At 70.7% G+C, this 18666-nt stretch carries 12 protein-coding genes; 6 read left to right on the top strand and 6 right to left on the bottom strand.

The window, feature by feature from the left end:
- Positions 1 to 4: 4 nt before the first annotated feature.
- Together L942_RS32895 and L942_RS32890 are read right to left on the bottom strand one after the other, a co-directional pair.
- Positions 5 to 622 (bottom strand): LppU/SCO3897 family protein, encoded by a 618-nt coding sequence (locus L942_RS32895; protein ID WP_200863005.1) that lies wholly within the window; start codon positions 620 to 622, stop codon positions 5 to 7.
- A 147-nt stretch (positions 623 to 769) separates the two neighbouring features.
- Entirely contained in the window at positions 770 to 1630 is an 861-nt protein-coding gene (locus L942_RS32890) for a Bax inhibitor-1/YccA family protein (protein WP_037367790.1), read from the bottom strand.
- Between the two features lie 319 nt (positions 1631 to 1949).
- On the opposite strand from L942_RS32890, the gene L942_RS32885 reads away from it, so the two are divergent.
- The 4 genes from L942_RS32885 to L942_RS32870 all read left to right on the top strand — a co-directional run bounded on the left by L942_RS32885 (position 1950) and on the right by L942_RS32870 (position 7659).
- The gene (locus tag L942_RS32885; protein ID WP_037367789.1) at positions 1950 to 3437 is read left to right on the top strand and encodes an MSCRAMM family protein; all 1488 of its coding nucleotides are present in this window, start codon (positions 1950 to 1952) and stop codon (positions 3435 to 3437) included.
- Between the two features lie 19 nt (positions 3438 to 3456).
- Entirely contained in the window at positions 3457 to 4167 is a 711-nt protein-coding gene (locus L942_RS32880; protein ID WP_037367787.1) for a class F sortase, read from the top strand.
- Positions 4168 to 4384: 217 nt separating this feature from the next.
- A complete protein-coding gene (locus L942_RS32875; protein WP_037367877.1) occupies positions 4385 to 6376 on the top strand; it encodes an SDR family oxidoreductase in 1992 nt (663 codons plus the stop codon).
- A 119-nt stretch (positions 6377 to 6495) separates the two neighbouring features.
- Positions 6496 to 7659 carry a cell division protein DivIVA gene (locus L942_RS32870; RefSeq protein ID WP_037367786.1) on the top strand — a complete coding sequence of 388 codons (1164 nt, stop codon included), beginning with the start codon at positions 6496 to 6498 and terminating at the stop codon, positions 7657 to 7659.
- Between the two features lie 1144 nt (positions 7660 to 8803).
- On the opposite strand, the gene L942_RS32865 is transcribed toward L942_RS32870, so the two are convergent.
- The 4 genes from L942_RS32865 to L942_RS32850 form a co-directional block, all read right to left on the bottom strand.
- On the bottom strand, positions 8804 to 10126 hold the full coding sequence (locus tag L942_RS32865) for an amidase family protein (protein WP_037367876.1): 1323 nt from the start codon (positions 10124 to 10126) through the stop codon (positions 8804 to 8806).
- 10 nt (positions 10127 to 10136) lie between these two features.
- Positions 10137 to 10772, bottom strand: coding sequence for a response regulator transcription factor (locus L942_RS32860; protein ID WP_037367785.1), 636 nt, complete (start codon positions 10770 to 10772; stop codon positions 10137 to 10139).
- Between the two features lie 104 nt (positions 10773 to 10876).
- Entirely contained in the window at positions 10877 to 11140 is a 264-nt protein-coding gene (locus L942_RS32855) for a WXG100 family type VII secretion target (RefSeq protein ID WP_037367784.1), read from the bottom strand.
- Positions 11137 to 11400, bottom strand: a complete 264-nt coding sequence (locus L942_RS32850) for a WXG100 family type VII secretion target (RefSeq protein ID WP_037367783.1) — start codon at positions 11398 to 11400, stop codon at positions 11137 to 11139. Before L942_RS32850 ends, L942_RS32855 begins: the two co-directional genes overlap by 4 nt.
- A 319-nt stretch (positions 11401 to 11719) precedes the next feature.
- On the opposite strand from L942_RS32850, the gene L942_RS32845 reads away from it, so the two are divergent.
- Both L942_RS32845 and L942_RS32840 read left to right on the top strand, forming a co-directional pair.
- Complete coding sequence (locus tag L942_RS32845; RefSeq protein ID WP_037367781.1) at positions 11720 to 14959, top strand: BTAD domain-containing putative transcriptional regulator; 3240 nt, start codon at positions 11720 to 11722, stop codon at positions 14957 to 14959.
- A gap of 63 nt (positions 14960 to 15022) precedes the next feature.
- On the top strand, positions 15023 to 18643 hold the full coding sequence (locus tag L942_RS32840; RefSeq protein WP_037367779.1) for a BTAD domain-containing putative transcriptional regulator: 3621 nt from the start codon (positions 15023 to 15025) through the stop codon (positions 18641 to 18643).
- Positions 18644 to 18666 lie beyond the last annotated feature (23 nt).

Raw genomic sequence — 18666 nt, 5'->3', positions numbered from 1 at the left:
CCGGTCAGCTCTTGATGCAGATGGCTTCCTCCGGGTCGGAGTACCAGCGGGCCGCAGTCGAACCGCTGCCCTCGCACGCCGAACGGTCCTTCGCGCCGGGCACCACCTTGACGATTTCCGCGTTCTTCTGCGGGTCCGTGCAGGCGACCTTATGGTAGGTCGTGGTGGCCGTCTGGAGTCCGGCGAGGCAATCCCCCTGCTGGACGTTGGGAATCAAGCACAGCACGCGGCGGTTCTTTCCGCCGGTGGTGTAGCGGTAATAGTCGCCCCGCGGGCAGCTTCCGCTCCGGCTGGCGCGGGTGACCGCGACCTTGACGTTCGCGCCGGGGTCCGCGCAGTCGACGGTTTTCGTCGTGGTGGTCGAGCCGGACTTCTCGATGTGCATGCAGTCGCTCGCGTGGGTGTTGCTGGTCGAGTTGCCGAACGTGAAGAAGCCGATCGCGACCCCCGCGACCACGACCACCACCGCGACGGCGATCAGCACCACCATCCGGGTCGGGAACGCGCGCTTGGGACTCGGCTGGGGCGGCATCCCGCCCGGGCCGTAGTGCTGCTGGAACGGCGACGGGCCGTTCTGGCCGTAGCCCGGCTGCGGTCCGTGCCCGTGCGGGGGGACGCTCACGTGGTACCTCGCAAACCCGAAAGAAAGATTCCGACCGGGCACATCCAACACGACGGTCGAGGGGGCGCGCAGAGGTTCCGGGCAGAAAAACAGAAAAGGCGCTCCGCGCAAGGCGGAGCGCCCCTTCCCGGGAAACCTGCGCGACGGCTAGTCGCGCAGGTAAGACAGCAGGCGCAGGATCTCCAGGTACAGCCACACCAGCGTGGTCATCAGGCCGAAGGCGGCGTACCAGGCCCACTTCGACGGCATGCCGGCGCGGATCATCTTGTCCGCCTGGTCGAAGTCGAGCAGGAAGCTGAACGCGGCGATGCCGATGACCACCAGGCTGAAGACGATGGCGATCGGTCCGCCGTCGCGCAGCGGGTTGAAGCCGAAGAAGATCGCGGTGATCAGGTTGACCAGCATCAGGATCGCCGCGCCGGCGACCGCGCCGACGATCCACTTGGTGAGCTTCGGCGTGACCTTCACCGCGCCGGTCTTGTAGACGACCAGCATCGCGACGAACACGCCGGCGGTGCCGATGAGCGCCTGCAGGGCGATGCCCGGCAGGAACACCTCGAACAGCCCGCTGAGCGCACCGAGGAACAGGCCCTCGGCACCCGAGTAGACGAGGGTGAGCGGACCGCTCGGCTTCTGCTTGAAGATGATCACGAGCGACACGACGAGGCCCACCACGAGCCCGCCGATCAGCGCGCCGAGGAGCGGACCGGTCGGCGCGAGCCTGCCGAGCGAATCGCGCACGAGCTGGGACTGCGCCCAGATCGCGGTGAGCACGCCGACGACGAGCGCGACGCCGAGCGACATCCCGGTCTTGATGACGACGTCGTCGACCGTCATCGGACGGTCGGCGGACGCGGCGCCCATCTGGCCGGGGCCGTAACCCGGGACGCCGCCCTGGCCCTGCGGCTGGCCGTAGGGCTGGTCGAAGCCGACGTTCGGCCCGTACTGCCCGGTCGCGGCCGCGCCGCGCGGGAGATTGCGGAACGCCGGGTTGCTGCTGGAACGCACCTGTCCTCCTGGACTTTCTGGCACCTTGCATCGGGTTCAACGACCGCGGCGGCCCGCTGGTTCCCGTTCGAGTAAAGCCGATTTTACTCATCACCCGTGCGGGTGGGCGACCGGCGTTACGGCCACCGTAGGCGATGAAGGTCACGACCGTTCACCGCAGGTCACCCGATGGTCTCTAGACAACCACCATGGTGACCCGCGAACCTTCACATCGCGTGTCCGGGAAGTGACCGAACGCGTGTCGGGGAGTTGTTCGATCAGGTGAACTGCGAAGACGCCGCTGAGGCGTCGGCAGGCACGTCGAAGGAGCCAACACACCATGGGGTGGATCTCACGCCCGCGCGCTCGCTGGCGCGCGGCCACTGGGCTGGTCGCGACCGCACTGCTCGGCGCACTCTCCGCAACCGCGCCGGGGATCGCCTCGGCTGCGCCAGACCCGGTGAAGGGCCCTGGCCTGCCCATCGTCCACAACGAGGGCGGCACCAATTACGAGGATTGGCTCGGCTCGTACAAAGTGGGCGGCAAGAACGTGTTCTGCGTTCGGTTCCACTTGAAGGCGCCGGGCAGCGACGAGGCGTACCAGCCGGGCGATGAACTGCTGACGAAGTGGGGCGAGAAGCTGCAGCCCGACGTCGCGGGCAACATCTCGTATCTGTTGCTGCGTTACGGCAACACCTCCGACAACGACGAGGCCGCCGCGCTGGCTCACCTGTTGCACTCGTGGACCGCCAAATCGCGAACGCCCGGCGACACGGACTTCGGCACGCCCCCGGACAAGGCCGCCTATCCCGAGCAGAAGTACTTCGACGCTCTGCCCGCGGACGCCAAGAACGACGTGGCCAAGATGAAGACCGAGGCCGAGGCGAACCGCGGCCCGTGGACCGCGTCGGTCACCGCGCCGAAGGGCGACCAGCACCTCGGCCAGCCCGCGACCTGGACAGTCACGGTGAAGAACTCCAAAGGCAAAGGCATCCCGGACGTTCCGGTGAAGCTGACCGCCACCGACGGGACCATCGGCCAGGCGGACAAGCAGGCAGACGCGGAGAAGGCGTCCGATTCCTCGTCCGGCAACTCCGCGCCGCAGGCCGCGCAGAAGGACACGACGATCAAGACCGATGCGAACGGCACGGTCACGGTGAAGGTCACGCCCGCCGGCGACCAGCCGAAGCTCGTCGCCTCGTTGTCCGCGCCCGCGGACAAGCCGACCGTGCAGAACCCGGTCAACACCAAGGACGGGATCCAGAGCGTCGTCGGCACCGGCGGGGAAAAGCAGCTGACCGCGCAGGGGGTCGTCGCCGTCGCGAAGCCGGGCAAGGTGCAGGTCACCAAGACCGACGCGAAGACAGGCAAGGGCATCGGCGGCGCGACGCTGCGGGTCACCGGCAAGGACCGCAAGACCGCGGCCACCAGCCAGGACGGCAAGCCGCTCACCGGGCCCGACGGGCAGCCCGCCGTGGTCACCACCAGCGGGGACAACGGCACCGCGACCGTCGAGAATCTGCTGGCCCCGCAGGAGGTCTGCGTGGTCGAGGTGAACGCGCCGCCGGGCTACACCAACGCGTTCGACCCGAACAACCCGCCCGCCGCGTGCGGATCGCTGACGCCGGGCGGCACACTCGCGCTGACTGTGGCCAATACACCGAACGAAGTGCCGCACGCGATCCCGGCCGGCGACCTGCCGGTGACGATGGCGAAGGGCACTGTCGAAACGAGCTTCTCCACGGCCGGCATCGCGGGCCTCGCGGCGCTGGTGCTCGTCGGTTCGGCGCTGGTCGGGTTCGCCGCTCGGCGGTCGGCCCGGCGGTAAGCGAAAGCAGCAAAGGGCGATGACCGGAAAAGGACGGCTGGTCGGCGGGTTCGTGCTGGGCGCGGCAAGCGTGCTGGCAGTGGAACTCGCGACGGTCGTGATCAGTTCGCCGCCGACGACGGTGGTGGCCGGGAGCGCGTCCCCGGCCACCGCCGCCGCTCCGGCCGCGTCCCCGCAGCAGCTGGCGCCTGCGCCGCCGCCGTCGAGCAGTTCGGCGCCGGCGCCCAACAGTTCCGCCGCCGCCCCGCCGGCCGCGCCCGCGGAGCATCGGCAGGCTCCGGAACCAGGACCGCAGGCACCGGGCACGATCCGGCTGCCCGGCGGCGGGACCGCGGCGATGGTGCGCCAGGACCTCGGCCCGGGCAACACGCTTCCGGTGCCCTCGGACATCGGCCAGGCGGCGTGGTGGGGCGCGGAACTGGACGCGGTCAGCGGCGCGAGCGTGTTCGCCGGCCACGTGAACTGGCGGGGCGCGACCGGGCCGTTCTCGGAACTGTGGAACGAACGGATCGGCGGCGTGGTGACGATCGTGGACCGCGCGGGCAAGACGAGCCGGTACCGGATTTCGCAGCTGGTCACCGTGCACAAGGACGATCTGCCGAGCCGCGCGGACGACCTCTTCGGGCAAGCCGGGCCGCATCGGGTAGTGCTGGTGACCTGCGGCGGACGGTGGATCGGCGGGAGCGACGGGTACGAGGAGAACCGCGTGGTGATCGCGGATCCGGCGTGAGGGGTCCCCTCACTCGCCGCTGATACCGCGCGAAGGGTCCATTCGCGCGGTTTCCGCGGCCCCCGGGCGCCGCGGAAATCCGCCGCCACCTGCGGAACTGCTTGCCGTTGCTAAGTTACTTGCGAGTAACATCACCCTGCCGCGTTGTGGCCCGCGCGGCGTCCATGCAGCAGAATGCCCATGGGTTCAGGCGGCGGCACGGCGGAGGGTGATGGAGATGGCGACGTTTTTGGTGACGGGCGCGACCGGGTTGATCGGGCGTCAGGTCACCCGGCAGCTGCTCACCCGGCCGGACGTGGAGCGGGTCGCGCTCGTGGTGCGCGCGTCGTCGCGGGAGAAGCTGGCCGCGCTCGTCGACGGATGGCCGCATCCGGACCGCGTGACGCTGGTGACCGGCGATCTCGGCGAACCGCTGATGGGAGTGTCCGAAGCGGACCGGGAGGCGCTGCGCGGCGTCGACCACGTCATCCACCTCGCCGCGCTCTACGACCTCACCGCCGACGACGAAACCAGCATCCGGGCCAATGTGGACGGTACGCGCAACGTCGTCGACCTCGCCGCGGACCTGAACGCCGGCTGCCTGCACCATGTCTCGTCGGTCGCCGTCGCGGGCGACCACGAAGGGCTGTTCACCGAGGACATGTTCGACGTGGGCCAGCGGCTGATCACCCCGTATCACCGCACCAAGTTCGAGGCGGAGAAGCTCGTCCGCGACCAGCACGAGGTGCCGTGGCGGGTGTACCGGCCCGCGGTGGTGGTCGGCGATTCGCAGACCGGCGAGATGGACAAGATCGACGGCCCGTACTACCTGTTCCCCGCGATCAGCAGGCTCGCCGGGCTGCCCGACCTCCCGTCCGCGGGCCCGGATCTGGGCGACACCAACGTGGTTCCGGTCGACTACGTCGCGAAGGCCCTGCTGGAACTGGTCACCACGCCGGGTCTCGATGGCCGCGCGTTCCACCTCGTCAACCCCGAGCCGCAGCCGGTGGTGTCGGTCTACAACGCGTTCGCCCGCGCCGCCGGGGCGCCGACGATCACCGTGCAGCTCGGCGACAAAGTGTCGAAGGGCATCGTCGGGCTGGTCAAGCTCAGCGAGCACATTCCCGGGTTCACCATCGCCCGCGACGCGGTGCTGGAGCGGCTCGGCATTCCGCCGGTGCTGCTGGAGACGATGGCTTTCCCGTCGGTGTTCGCGTCCGCGGAAACGCGGAAGGCGCTGGCCGGAAGCGGCGTCGAGGTGCCGCAGCTCGAGGAGTACGCGCCGACGCTGTGGCGCTACTGGCGCGAACACCTCGACCCATTCCGCGCGCGCAAGCACGGTCCGCGCGGCGAACTGGACGGCCGGCGGGTGATCATCACCGGCGCGTCGTCGGGCATCGGGCGGGCCACCGCGCTGAAGGTCGCCGCGGCGGGCGGCGTTCCGCTGCTGGTCGCGCGCCGGCAGCACGAACTGGAGGAAGTGCGCGACGAGATCATCGCGGCGGGCGGCACCGCGTCGGTGTACCCGGCGGACCTCACCGACGAGGATTCGGTGCACAAGGCCGTGGACGCGATGCTCGCCGAACACGGCCGGATCGACATGCTCGTGAACAACGCCGGCCGCTCGATCCGGCGCTCGATCAAGCTGTCGTACGACCGGATGCACGACTACGAGCGCGCGATGGCGATCAACTACTTCGGCGCGGTGCGGCTGATCCTGGCGGTCCTGCCGCACATGTCGGAGCGGAAATTCGGGCACATCGTGAACGTTTCCTCGATCGGCGTGCAGGGAATCGCGCCGCGGTTTTCCGCCTACGCCGCGTCGAAGGCCGCGCTGGACTACTTCTCCCGGATCGCGGCGACCGAAACGCACGGCGACGGGATCACCTTCACCACCATCCACATGCCGCTCGTGCGCACGCCGATGATCCGGCCGACGAAGATCTACGACGCGTTCCCGACGAAATCGCCGGAGCAGGCGGCGGACATGGTGATGAAAGCGCTGATCCGGCGGCCGAAGCACATCGGCACCCCGGCGGGCCAGGCGATCGGCCTGACGTACACGCTCGCGCCGGGGCTCACCGACGCGATCGCCTACCAGGGTTTCCGGATTTTCCCGGATTCCGCGGCGGCGGGCGGCAGCGGGAAACTGAAGATCGGGCGGGGCGAGAAACACCTGTCGCGCGCGGCGATGGCGCTGGCCCGGCTGTCGCGCGGGTTCCACTGGTAGTGACGGCTTCGCCGGCGGGTGAGGCCGTTCAGGGGAGATCGACTCGGAGAATCGACCCGGGGCGGTGATTCGCCACTCCTGGCGGCACGCACGCCAGGTGCGCGGGTACGGTCGTGGGCATGGTTCCCGAGCGAGACAACGGCCTCCTCCCGCTGCGACGCGAGTACACCGAAGCCTGGCGCGGCTTCGACCGCACCGAGGTGCGGCAGTACCTCGACCACCTCGAGGGTCAGCTGCACCGGCTGATCACCGACCGCGACACGGCGGCCGCCCAGGTCGCCACGCTGTCGCGCGAACTCGAGGCGGCGCGCGGCGAAGTGTCGAAGCTGCAGGCCCGGGTCGAGGAACTGATGAAGCCGCCGGAGCGGATCGAGGACCTGGACGAGCGGATGCAGCGCACCGTCACGCTCGCGCAGGCGCGAGCCGACGAGATCGTCAAGCGCGCGGAAGTGGCTGCCGAGAAGCACTGGGCGTCGTCCACCGAGGCGTCCACGAAGCTGCGCGAACGGTACCGCCGCTTGGTCGAGGAACTGGACAAGCAGGCCGAAGCGCTGCACTCGGAGCACGAGGCCGCGCTGAAGGAAACCCGCGCCGAAGTGCAGCGGCTGACGGTCGAGGCGGCGCAGCGCCGGGAACTCCTCGACAACGAAGCCGAGCGCAAGCGCCGCAAGATCGAACGCGACTTCGACGCGAAGATCACCGCCGAGCGCACCGCGCACGAAAAGATGATCGCCGACCAGCGCACGGCCAGCAAAAACCAGGCCGAACGCCGTATCGCGGAAGCCACCGCGGAGGCGACGCGCCGCGTCGAGGAGGCGACGGCGGAGGCCAAGCGCCGTCTGGACGAGGCGACCACGCAGGCGGCCCAGCGCACCACCGCGGCGACGCGCAAGGTCGAGCGGCTCGCCGAGATCCGCGAGCAGGCCCGCAAGAACCTGGCACTGGCGGACGAGGTGCTCGGCCGAAGCGAAAGCCTGCTGACGGCGCTGCCGTCGGAGTCGGTGCTGCCCGCCGCCTCGAAGCTGGTCGGCGGAGACGACCCAGCCAAGCCGGACCCATCGCCGGGGCCGGTCGAGACTAAGGCCGCGCCTTCACCGTCGCCGTCGCCGTCGCCCAAGCCGAAGGGCGGGAACGGTTCGACGGCCAAGGCCCCGACCGGGAACGGCTTGTCGACGAACGGCGGGTCGGAAGCCTCGACGGGGAACGGCGCGAAGAACGGGAACGGCTCGACGGCCAATGGGACGAAGTCCCAGCCCCAGGCGGCGGGCAAGCCCAGCAACTGACCTGGCTCGCAGCGAGCCCGCTGACCCGGACCCGGTTCGGCGGGCTCGCTCAGTCCTGCGGCCAACTCGGCAGAGAACGGCGCTTCAGTTCGGGCGAAGTCGCAGCCGCAGACAAGCTCAGCAACTAAGCCGACTCGCAGCGGCGCGGACCTGGGCCGGTTGGGCGGGCTCAATCAGATCTGCGGCCTGAACCGGCACCAGAAACGGAACCCGGTTCGACGGCCAACGGCGCGAAAACACCGCCGCACGCGAGCCCAGCAACCAACCGGGCCGGGCGTGGTTTCGGCGGGCTCGACCGGATCTGCGAAAAGCTCGGCCGGGAACGGCGCGGGGAATGCGACCAGCTCGACGGCCGACGGCCCGAAGACTCTGCCGCACGCGAGCCCAGCAATTAACCCCCTTCACGGCGAGTCCACCGGGCCGGACTCGGTTCGGCGGACTCGCTCAGTTCCGCCGCCAGCACCAGCGCTGAGAACGGAAAGGCGCCACGGCGAACCGCGCATAGACACCCCCGCACGTGAGACCAGCAACCAACCCGCCTCGCAGCGAGCCAGCCGACCCAGACGCGGCTCGGCGGCCTCAACCGATTCTGCGGCCCGCACCGGCCGAGACGGAAACGACGCGACGGCCAACGGCGCAAAGGTACCGCCGCAACGAGACCAGCACCTGGGCCTCGCAGCGGCGCGGACCTGGGCCGATTCGGCGGGCTCAATCAGATCTGCGGCCTGAACCGGCACCAGAAACGGAACCCGGCTCGACGGCCAACGGCGCGAAGACACCGCCGCACGCGAGACCAGCAACCAACCGGGCCGGGCCTGGTTCGGCGGGCTCGACCCGCGAAAAGCTCGGCCGGGAACGGCGCGAAGCAGGCGACCGGCTCGACGGGCGACGGCGCGAGGTCGGAGCTGCGGGCAAGCCGCGCGGCTCGCAGTGAGCTGCCGATCTGGCCCGTTCGGCGGTCTCGCTCGATGCTGTGGAGAGCTTGCCCGCAACGGTGCCACGAGGGAACGGCGCGAAAAGACACCTCCGCGGGCGATCCCGGCAGCTAACCCGACTCGCGGAGGGCCCGCCGACACAGGACCGGTTGCCAAGTCTGGGCCACCCTCGGAGACTCTGCTTGCCCGGCAGGGACTGCAGGCGAGCCTCAGACCGTCCGCGGCCAGGGGTTCGCCGATTCCAGCTCCGCTGCCAGTCCCAGCAGCACCGGTTCCCCACCCGGGCGGGCCACCAACTGCACGCACATTGCCAGGTCGTGGACGGGATGGCGGGCCACCGGAACGGACAACGCCGGGTATCCGGCCAGGTTCCACGGGCCGGTGAATCCGGCCACCCGCATCGACGGGATCGCGTTGGCCAGCCAGGATTCCCGGTGCCAGCGGCGGGCTTTCAAGGGCAGCGTGGCCAACGTCGGAGTCACCAGCACGTCGTGCGATTCGAAGAACTGCTCCGCTATGTCTTCCCATTCGTCGCGGGCTCGGTCGGTGACCAGGCGCGACGTCAGGCGGCCGATGCGGACGTGGGTGCGCGTGCGGGGTTGCAGGCGGGACAGGTCGAAGGTGCCTGCGGCCTGGTCGAACGGACCGGCGAACCAGCGGGCGAGCAGGCCGCCCAGGGCGCGGAGCGGGTAGGCGGGCGTCGCGGAGGTGACGGAGTGGCCTGCTGAGCGGAGAAAGTTCCCAGCCTGGTCGACGGCGGCGCGAAGCGGGCGCGGCAGTGGGGCGCGGGTGAACGGGACCTGGGTGGAGGTCGCGACGCGCAGGGGGTCCGGAGTCGCCGGGGTGGCCCATTCCGGACGCTCTGCCAGGACGGACATCAGGAGGGCGGCGTCGGCGACCGTGGTGGTCAGCGGGCCGTGGGTGGAGAGGCCGAACCAGCCGGGGGCGTCTTCGCGGACCACGTCCCGGCCGGGTTTCAGGCCGACGATTCCGCACATTCCGGCGGGCAGGCGGATCGAACCCAGGCCGTCCGTGCCGTGGGCGATCGGGACCAGGCCCGCGGCTACCGCGGCGGCGCTGCCGCCTGAGGAACCGCCTGCGGTGAAGGACGGGTTGCGCGGGTTCCGGGCGATGCCGCTCGGGTCGTCGCTGGTCGGTAAGATGCACAGCTCCGGCACGCGGGTCAGGCCGACGATCACCGCGCCGGCCGCGCGCAACCGGGAGGCGATCACGCCGTCGGAATCGGCCAGCGCGCGGGGTCCGGCTTCCGAGCCCCAGCCTTGGTATTCGCCTGCGACGTCGGTGACGTCTTTGACCGCGACCGGGACGCCGGCCAGCGGCAGCGAAGCCAGATCGGGGCGTGCCGCGACTTCGGCGGCTTCGGCTCGTGCCTCGGCGAAGCGCACGCGGCGGAACGCGCCGACGACGCCGTCCGCCGCGGCGATCCGGGCTAGTGCTTCTTCGGTCACCTGGACCGGGTCCAGCTCTCCGGCCCGCACTCCGCGAGCGATCTCTACCGCCGTCTGCACCATGCGCAGCACATTAGATCGCGCCCGCGCGCAGGGCATAGGCCACGGCGTGCGCGCGGTTGTTCAGACCGCAGCGGGTCATCAAGCCATACAGCACGTTCTTGACCGTCCGCTCCGAATAGCAGAGCTTCGACGCGATCTCCTCGGTGCCGTAGCCCTCGGCGACCAGCCGGAGCACGTCGCATTCGCGCGACGCCAGACCGGACAGCGTGAGGCCGTTCGGCTCCAGCACGTCGCGGCGCATCCGTTGCACCTGCGCGAGCAGCGCGCCCTGCAGCCGCGGCGGGAGCGAGGCCGTGCCGTCCCCGGCGGCCAGCACTGCCGAAACCAGCTCGCTGCCACCGGTTTCGCGGCGCGGCAGGATCGCGACGACGCCGCATTCGACGGCCGTCATCAGGTCGCTCTCGCGGAAATGGTCGACCACGATCACCAGGTGCGGCCCGGCCGGCTGCTCGGACTGCCTGCCGAGCTCCCGCACCTGCGACAGCACCCGGTCGGTCACGTGCTCCTCCATCACGAGGACCACGTCCGCCTGGCTCGCCGCCTCCTGGCCGAGCAGAACCAGCTCCGGGCGCGAACCGAGCAAGCTCGCGGCTCCGGCCCGGGTGATCGGGTCCGAGGCGAGCACCGCGACCTTGACGAGCTTCACGAGTTACCCCTTTCACCTTGCCTGGAACGCAGTGTGCCGAGCGAGACTTCACGTTTTCTGGCGCGCTCGTGAAGGCCGGTGAAGAAAACCGGAGTTTCCGCTGCTCAGGAACCTCTTTTCGGGTCCTCGACGGTGATCTCGCGAAAGGCTCGCGCCGCCCGGTCGAGGCATTCGGGCATCCGGTCGAGCGCGGTGGCCCACTCCCGTCTGGCCTCCTGGTAGCGGGCTCGCGCGCCGGCGGGCCAGCCGGCCACCTCGGGTTCCACCGCGGTCTCCAGTTCGGCGAGCATCGCGCCGAGGTCACCGGTTGTGCGGCGGATCCGGGACAGCACCTCGGCGGCCTGTGCGAAACCGGGATCGCCGCTCATCGGCGATCAGCGCACCGCACGCGCTCATTTGAGCGTTTAACCGTGGTGGACGCGGCCGTCTCGCGCGCGACGTCCACGAGATCTGTCAGACTTGCCAGAATGCGATCGAACTGCTGCTCCCAATCGTTCATCGCCTGGCCGAACCGCACCGCCGCCTCGCCGCGCCACGACGCTTGCAGCGCCGCCATTTCGCTGTTCACCGTGCCGAAACAGGCGTTCGCCGCGTCGATCGCCGCCGCGAACCTCGCCTCCGGGTCCACGCCTCCTCCTCACCGTCCGCACGCGGAAGCCGCGATCGAGCGCGCGGGTTCCGCCTCGAGGCTGCCGCAGGGATTCCCGTCCGGAAACCAGAGCGCGAGGCCGATGCCCCTTTGTCACGGCAGGTGTGCCTGCCGGACCGCACAGCCGGTTTGCCCGGCGTTCACCGGCAGTCCTCCCCCGCGCCGCTGTCCGGTGGACAATTCGCTGGACAAGACCGGCGAAAGCAACCCGGGGCGGTCCCGCCACGTCACCTTTTCGGCGTAAGCTCACCAGTGGCATCCGGCGTGTGACGATCCGTCAGCGCGTGAAGGGAGACCGATGTCGGCATCCGGCGGCGTCCCGGCGCCGGAAATCCAGCTGCTCGGACCGGTGCGAGCCTGGCTCGGCGACCGGCAGCTCGACCTCGGTTCCGCTCATCGGCGCACGGTCTTCGCGGTGCTCGCCTTCTCCGCCAATCGCACGGTTTCCCGCGAAGCGCTCATCGACGCAATCTGGGGCGACTCGCCTCCGGCCAGCGCGCAAGGAAGCATCTACACCTACATTTCCGGGCTGCGCCGCGTTCTCGAACCGGGCCGCCGCAAAGGCGCCGAATCGCGGCTGATCGCGTCGACCGGGTCCGGTTATTCGCTCTGCGTCGAGCCGGAGCAGATCGACGTCCACCGCTTCAGCGCGCTGCGCGACCTCGGCAACCGGCTGCTCGCCGAAGGACGCCGGGCCGAAGCGCGAAGCGTGCTCGACGAGGCTCTCGCGGAGTGGGACGGCACGCCGCTGCAATGCTTGTCCGGACCTTACGCCACCGCGCAGCGCGTGCGGCTGGAGGAACTCCGGCTGGCCACCGTCGAACGCCGCGCCGAGCTGGCGATGGACTCGGGCGAGTCCGCCGGGCTCGTCACGCAGCTCAGCGAACTCGCCGCGGAACACCCGTTCCGCGAACCGCTGCACGGTCTGCTCATGCGAGCACTCGACCAGGCGGGCCGGCCGCACGAGGCTCTCACCGTCTACACCGAACTGCGCGAGCGGCTGGTCGAAGCCTCCGGGACCGAGCCGGGGCCCGCGCTGCGGGAGCTTTACGAGAAGCTGCTGGCCGCCGATCAACCGGCCACGCCCGCGCCGGCCGCGAAAGTCCCGCGCTTCCCGTTGCCGGTGCTGCCGCCGCGGCCGGCGACGTTCGTCGGCCGCGAGGACGAACTGCGGGTGCTCAGCGAAGCCATCGCCGGTCTCGGCGGCGGCCTCGGCCGTTCGGTGTGGGTCAAGGGCGAACCGGGGATCGGCCGGACCGCGTTGCTGGCCGAAACCGTCGCGCTGGCACACGAAACCGGCTATCCCGCCCTGTTCGCCGCCGCCGATTCTCTCGACCAGGGCTTTGCGTTGCGGCCGTTGCTGGACGCGCTCGGGGTGCACCCGCGCGCGTCGGATCTGCGCCGTGCGGAGCTGGCGGTAGCGCTCGCCGAGAACCCGGAGCTGGACCCGGTCCAGGGCATTCTCGGACTGGTCCGGCAGCTGTGCGCGGACGCGCCGCTGGCACTCGTGGTCGACGATCTGCAGTGGGCCGACGAAACGACGCTCCAGGTGTGGCAGCACCTCGCGCGCGAGACCCGGCGGCTGCCGCTGCTGCTCGTCGGAGCGAGCCGTCCGCTCCCCCGCTCGGCCGCGCTCGAAGCGCTGGCCGCGGACCTGTCGTCCGGGGCGACCACCCTGCTGCGGCTGGAACCGTTGCCAGAACCCGACATCCGGAAGATCGCCGCCGACCTCACCGGGGCACCACCGAACCGGATGTTCTCGGTGCTGCTCGGCCACGCCGCGGGAAATCCGCGCTACGCCACGGAAATCGTCGAAACCCTGCTGACCAATTCGATGATCCTGCTCGACGGCGCGCACGCGATCGTCGACGGTACCTCGTGCCGCTCGATCCCGTCGCCGCTCGGCTCGCGGATCACGCTTTACCTGATCTTCCTGTCCAGCTCCGCGCGCGACCTGTTGCGCTGGGCAGCCTTGCTGGGCAAGGAATTCTCCCTCGGCGACATCGCGATCGCCACCGAACGCGCGCCGACCGCTCTGGTCGCCGCGGTCGAGGAGGCGCTCACCGCGGGAGTGCTGGCCGAGTCCGGCGATCTGCTCGCGTTCCGGCATCCGTTGCTGCGTCGCGTGTTGTACGAAAAGACCCCGGCCGCGATGCGCGTCGCACTGCATCGGCAGCTGGCCGAGGCGCTGGACAAAGCGGGGGCGGGCGCGGAACGCGTCGCCGAGCAGCTGGCCGCCGCGCCCGCGCAGGCGGACCCCTGGGTGGCGAATTGGCTGGTCGAGCACATCGGCACGGTCGCCGCGCAATCGCCGCGCACCGCGGTGGACCTGCTTAAGCAAGTGGTCAAGCAGGCGGTGCTGCCCGCCGAGGCGCGCGAACCGCTGACCGCCACGCTCGCCCGGTTGCTGTTCTGGCTCGGCCGGGAACCGGAGGCGGAAGCGCGTTCGGTCGTCGCGCGCACCAAGGACAGCAGGCAGGCCGCGGAAATGCGCTGGATCCTCGCCTACATCTATTACCGCCGCGGCGAATTCGCCGAGGCCGCCGCGGAAGTACGCCGCACGCTGGCCGATCCGAAGGTGCCGGAGATGTGGCGCGGACGGCACGAAACCCTGCGGGTGACCATCGAACGGTTCGCCGTCGACCACCAAGCAGCCGTCCCGGATCTGTCCGAGCTGGGCGTGCTGGACGGGCTCGACAACGACGCCGACCTGAGCACCGCCCGCCAGCTGGCCGCGACCCGGGCGGTGCCCGGCGAAATGCACCTGGCCGGCGCGGTGCACTACTACTGGCGCGGCCGCTGGGGCGAGGCACTGTCCGAACTGGACACCGTGATCCGGGGCGGGGCGGAAACCGCGTCTTATGTGTTGCGCAGCCCGGGATCGGCTTTGCTGGTGCACGGCGTCGGCGCGTTGATCGCGAGTCATCGGGACGAACCGGAGGAAGCTCGCGCGCATCTCGACGCGGCGGCCCGGCACCAGTTCCCGCACGGTCTCGAACCGAACGGCGGCGACTACCTCCTCGCCGCGCGCGCTCAGCTCGCCGAGCTGGAGGGCGATCCGGACGCCGCTCTCGCCGCGCTTCTCCCGTTGCTGGAGCAGAACTACCCGCCCGCGGCGCGCCAGCAGTGGCTGCCCGACCTCGCTCGGCTCGCCATGCAGCTCGGCGACCAGCCGCACGCGTTCCGGGCGCTGCGCCTCATGGGGGAAACCAGCGGATACGACACCCCGCCGTCGCACACCGCGGCGACCGCGCATTGCCGGGGCCTGGTCACCGCCGATCCGGACGCGATCCTCGGCGCCGCCACGCATTACGAGTCCGCCGGACGGATGCTCAAGCACGCGCGGGCCAGTGAGGACGCCGCGATCCTGCTCGCCGAGTACCGCCGTCTCGACGAGGCGCGCACGGCCTTCCTCACCGCACTCACCAGCTACACCTCGGTCGGCGCGGCCTGGGATGTGCGGCGCGCCGAGACGCGGATGCAGCCGTACGGCATCCGGCGGGCCAGCCCGGTCCGCGCGCGTGCGGCAGGAGAGTGAACCGGGGTGGACTCGCGTCCATGATCGATCGGTAAACTCGGTCAACACGGCGAATGGAACGGCATGCCAGGGGATTTGCGGGTGACAGCGCTCGGCCCGCTGCGCGCCTGGCGCGGGACAACCGAAATCTCGCTCGGACCCGCGCGGCAGCGGGCGGTCTTCGCCATGCTGGCGGTCGCCGCCGGACGGCCGGTGCCGCGCGCGGAGCTGATCGCGGGCGTCTGGGGCGATTCGCCGCCGGCCAGTGTCGAGGGCAGCGTGCACACCTACATTTCCGGGCTGCGCCGGGCGCTGGAGCCGGAACGCACCCGGTGGTCCGCGTCGACCGTGCTCGGCTCCGGCCCGGCGGGCTACACGCTCGACCTCGCCCCGGAAGCGCTCGACGCGGCGAAGTTCGAGCAACACCGGGAAAACGGCAAACGCGAGGCGGAGGCCGGGGCGCACAACCGGGCGGTGGCCGAGTTCAGCGCCGCGCTCAAACTCTGGCACGGCGAAGCGCTGTCCGGCGTGCCCGGCAACTTCGCCGAACGGCATCGCGCGTACCTCGCCGAACTGCGGCTGGACACCCTCGACCGGGCCGCCCGCAGCAGGCTGGAAATGGGCGGCCACCAGGAGATCATCGCCGAGCTGACCGCGCTTACCGCGGAATATCCGCTGCGCGAATCACTGCGGGCCTCCTTGATGCTCGCGCTCTACCGCAGCGGCCGGCATTCCGACGCGCTCGAAGTGTTCCAGGACGCGCGCCAGACGATGCGCGCCGAGCTGGGTGTTGAACCCGGTCCCGGGCTGCGCGAACTGCACCAGCTCGTGCTCGCCGAGGACCCGGCGCTGGACCTGCGCCGACCGGTGGCACCCGAGCCGGTCGTGCGGGCGCCGCGGGAGCCGTTGCTCGGCCGGGAAGCCGAAGCCGGCAAGCTGCGCCAGCTGCTCGACGGGGTCCGCGCGGGCCGCGGCCGGGCGGTGTGGATCGAGGGCGAACCCGGCATCGGGAAATCCGACCTGCTCGCGCACGCGTTCGGCGACGTGCGCGGCCTGCAGGTCGCCTGGGTCGCCGCGGACGAGCTGAGCATGCGGTTCCCGTTGCAGGTGATGCACGAATGCCTGGCGATCGACCCGCATTCGCCGGATCCCCGCCGCGCTCGCGTCGCGCTGAGCAGCGAGGAACCGGTGCGGCGCGTCGGCGACCCGGTGCTGGATTCGGTGGACCGGCTCTTGGCGCTCGTCGACGAACTGTGCGCCGAATCGCCGCTGTTGCTCGTGGTCGACGACCTGCAGTGGGCGGACGAGTCGAGTGTCCTGGTGTGGCACCGGTTGTCCGCGGCCGCCCGGCAGCTGCCGTTGCTGCTGGTCGCCGCGACGCGACCGGCGCCGGAGCGGCCGGAGATGACCCAGCTGCGCCGCGGGGTCGAGACACGCGACGGGATCGTGCTCGACCTCGGTCCGCTCGGCGAGGAAGACGTCCTCTCCCTGCTGCGCCGGCAGATCGGCGCGGAGCCCGGGCCGCGGTTGCGGGACCTGGTCGCCCGCGCCGGCGGCAATCCGTTGTACCTCAAGGAAACACTGGACGCGCTGGTGCATTCGGGCGCGGTCGAGCACCGCGACGGGCTCGCTGACGTCCCGGATCCGCTGCGGTTCGAGCCGCCGGAGTCGATCGTCGCGGCGGTCAACCGGCGGCTGGAGCTGCTGCCCGCGAAGACCCGGCACGTGCTCGGCTGGGGAGCGATCCTCGGCATGGAGTTCGAGGTCGGCGACATCGCGGCGGTGCTCGGACAGCGGCCGTCGGACCTGCTCGGCCCGCTCGAAGAAGCAGTGGCGGACAACATCCTGCTCGACACCGGGACCCAGCTCGCGTTCCGGCTTCCGTTGCTGCGCCAGACGTTGTACCACCATCTCCCGCCAGAAACCCGGGCGCGGCAGCACCGGCAGGCGGCCGAGGCGCTGGCCAAGATCGGCGCGCCGGTGAAGCGGGTCGCCGAGCAGCTCGTCGCCGTTCCGTCCACTGTGGATCCGTGGGTACCGGACTGGCTGGTGGAGCACCAGAGCGCGGTGTCGAACCGGGCCCCGCTGATCGCGGTCGAGCTGCTGGAGCGCGCGCTGGCCGTGGTCGAGGACGACGATCCGCGCCGCGAACCGTTGCTCGTCGCGCTGGTGCGGGTGCTGTTCCGGCTCGAACGGAATCCGGAAGACCTCGCGCTGCAAGCACTTGAGCTGGCCCGCGATCCGGACCACGCGGCCGAGATGCGCCACGTCGTGTCCGCGATGCGGTTCCGCCGCGGGGACGTGCGGCTCGCTGTGGAGACGCTCGGGAATCCGGCGGAGGACCCGGGAGTGCCGGAGCTGTGGCGGGTCCGGGGCCGCCATCTGCTCGCGAACTTCCGGCGCGGCGGGCTCGACGACCTCGATGTCGCGGAGAAGAACGCGCATCGCGCGCGGGCGGAGGCGGACGGCGACGCCTACCTCACCGCGCACGCGCTGCAGACGTTGTGGCTGGTCGATTCCGTGCGGCGGCACCACACAAGCGCGTTGAAGCACGTGGACGAGGCGATCGCGGCCGTCGGCGACGAGCCCGAACTGGCCGATCTGCACCTGGATCTGCTGGACAACCGCGTCTTCACGCTGCAGAACCTCGACCGGCTGGACGACGCGAACCGCACGCTGCAGGAAGCCGCCGAAGTGACGCGGCGGCACAGCATGCCGAGCGGACTGCAGGTTTCCGTCGCGGTGCACCGGTACTGGGAAGGCCGGTGGGACGAAGCGCTGGTCGAGCTGGACACGGTGACCGAGGACGGCCCGGCGATCACCTTCTTCGGCCTCCGCGAACCGGGGGCGGCGGCGTTGCTGCTGCACGGGGTCGCGGCGCTGATCGCGGCGCGACGCGGCGAACACGCGCAGGCGGCCGCGCTGCTGGACGCGGCGGAGGAGCACGCGCCCGCGACCAGTGCCGAGCGGGAGAGTTTCGACTTCTTGCTCGCCGCGCACGCGCTGGTCGCCTATCAGCAGGGTGATTCGCAGAAGGCGATCACCGTGTTCGAGCCGATTCTGAATCCGACGTACGCGCAGATGATGTTGCGGCATCAGTGGTTGCCGCAGTTCGCGCAGATCGCGTTGGCGGCGGGCGACCGGGCCGCGGCGGAGCGGGCGCTCGCGGTATGTGTCGAAGAGGCGGAGAAGGAACTCGAACCGGCGCGGGCGTTCGCGGCGGCCGAATGGTGTCGTGGGTTGCTGGGCGAGGATCCGGAGCCGGTTCTGCGGACGGCGGAACATTTCCGTGCGGTGGGACGGAAACCGGAACTGGCCAGTGCGCTGGAGGACGCGGCCGTGCTGCTGGCCCGGGTCGGCCGGCTGGATGCCGCGCAGACCGCGTTCGACGAGGCGGCCTCGCTGTACACCGAACTTTCGGCGGCGTGGAATCTGCGGCACGCCGAGACCCGGTTGCAGGCGGTCGGCGTGCAGCGCGGGTCCTCGGTGGCGTCGGCGCGGCCGGAACGCGGCTGGGAGTCGCTGTCGACGCTGGAAGTCCGCATCGCCCGGCTCGTCGCCGCCGGCCGGTCCAATCCGGAGATCGCGACGGAACTGCGGCTGCCTCGCCGGACGGTCCAGGCCCACGTCGTGCGGCTGCTCGGAAAGCTGGACGCGCCGTCGCGCAGCGAGCTGGCAACCGCCGTGGCGCGCCGGACGGGTTGACGAAAGTCAGGGGTAACCGGGGA

Source organism: Amycolatopsis orientalis DSM 43388, assembly GCF_000411975.1.
In the GTDB taxonomy this organism is placed as follows: domain Bacteria; phylum Actinomycetota; class Actinomycetes; order Mycobacteriales; family Pseudonocardiaceae; genus Amycolatopsis; species Amycolatopsis orientalis_D.
The sequence above is the reverse complement of the archived record's forward strand: the minus strand, read 5'-3'. Positions and strand labels throughout refer to the sequence as shown.

Excerpts from the sequence above, each read along its gene's own strand:
- L942_RS32875 (WP_037367877.1), top strand. The coding sequence starts at position 4,385 with ATGGCGACGTTTTTGGTGACGGGCGCGACCGGGTTGATCGGGCGTCAG.
- L942_RS32840 (WP_037367779.1), top strand. The coding sequence starts at position 15,023 with ATGCCAGGGGATTTGCGGGTGACAGCGCTCGGCCCGCTGCGCGCCTGG.
- L942_RS32855 (WP_037367784.1), bottom strand. The coding sequence starts at position 11,140 with ATGAGCGGCGATCCCGGTTTCGCACAGGCCGCCGAGGTGCTGTCCCGG.
- L942_RS32845 (WP_037367781.1), top strand. The coding sequence starts at position 11,720 with ATGTCGGCATCCGGCGGCGTCCCGGCGCCGGAAATCCAGCTGCTCGGA.
- L942_RS32870 (WP_037367786.1), top strand. The coding sequence starts at position 6,496 with ATGGTTCCCGAGCGAGACAACGGCCTCCTCCCGCTGCGACGCGAGTAC.
- L942_RS32865 (WP_037367876.1), bottom strand. The coding sequence starts at position 10,126 with ATGGTGCAGACGGCGGTAGAGATCGCTCGCGGAGTGCGGGCCGGAGAG.
- L942_RS32885 (WP_037367789.1), top strand. The coding sequence starts at position 1,950 with ATGGGGTGGATCTCACGCCCGCGCGCTCGCTGGCGCGCGGCCACTGGG.
- L942_RS32880 (WP_037367787.1), top strand. The coding sequence starts at position 3,457 with ATGACCGGAAAAGGACGGCTGGTCGGCGGGTTCGTGCTGGGCGCGGCA.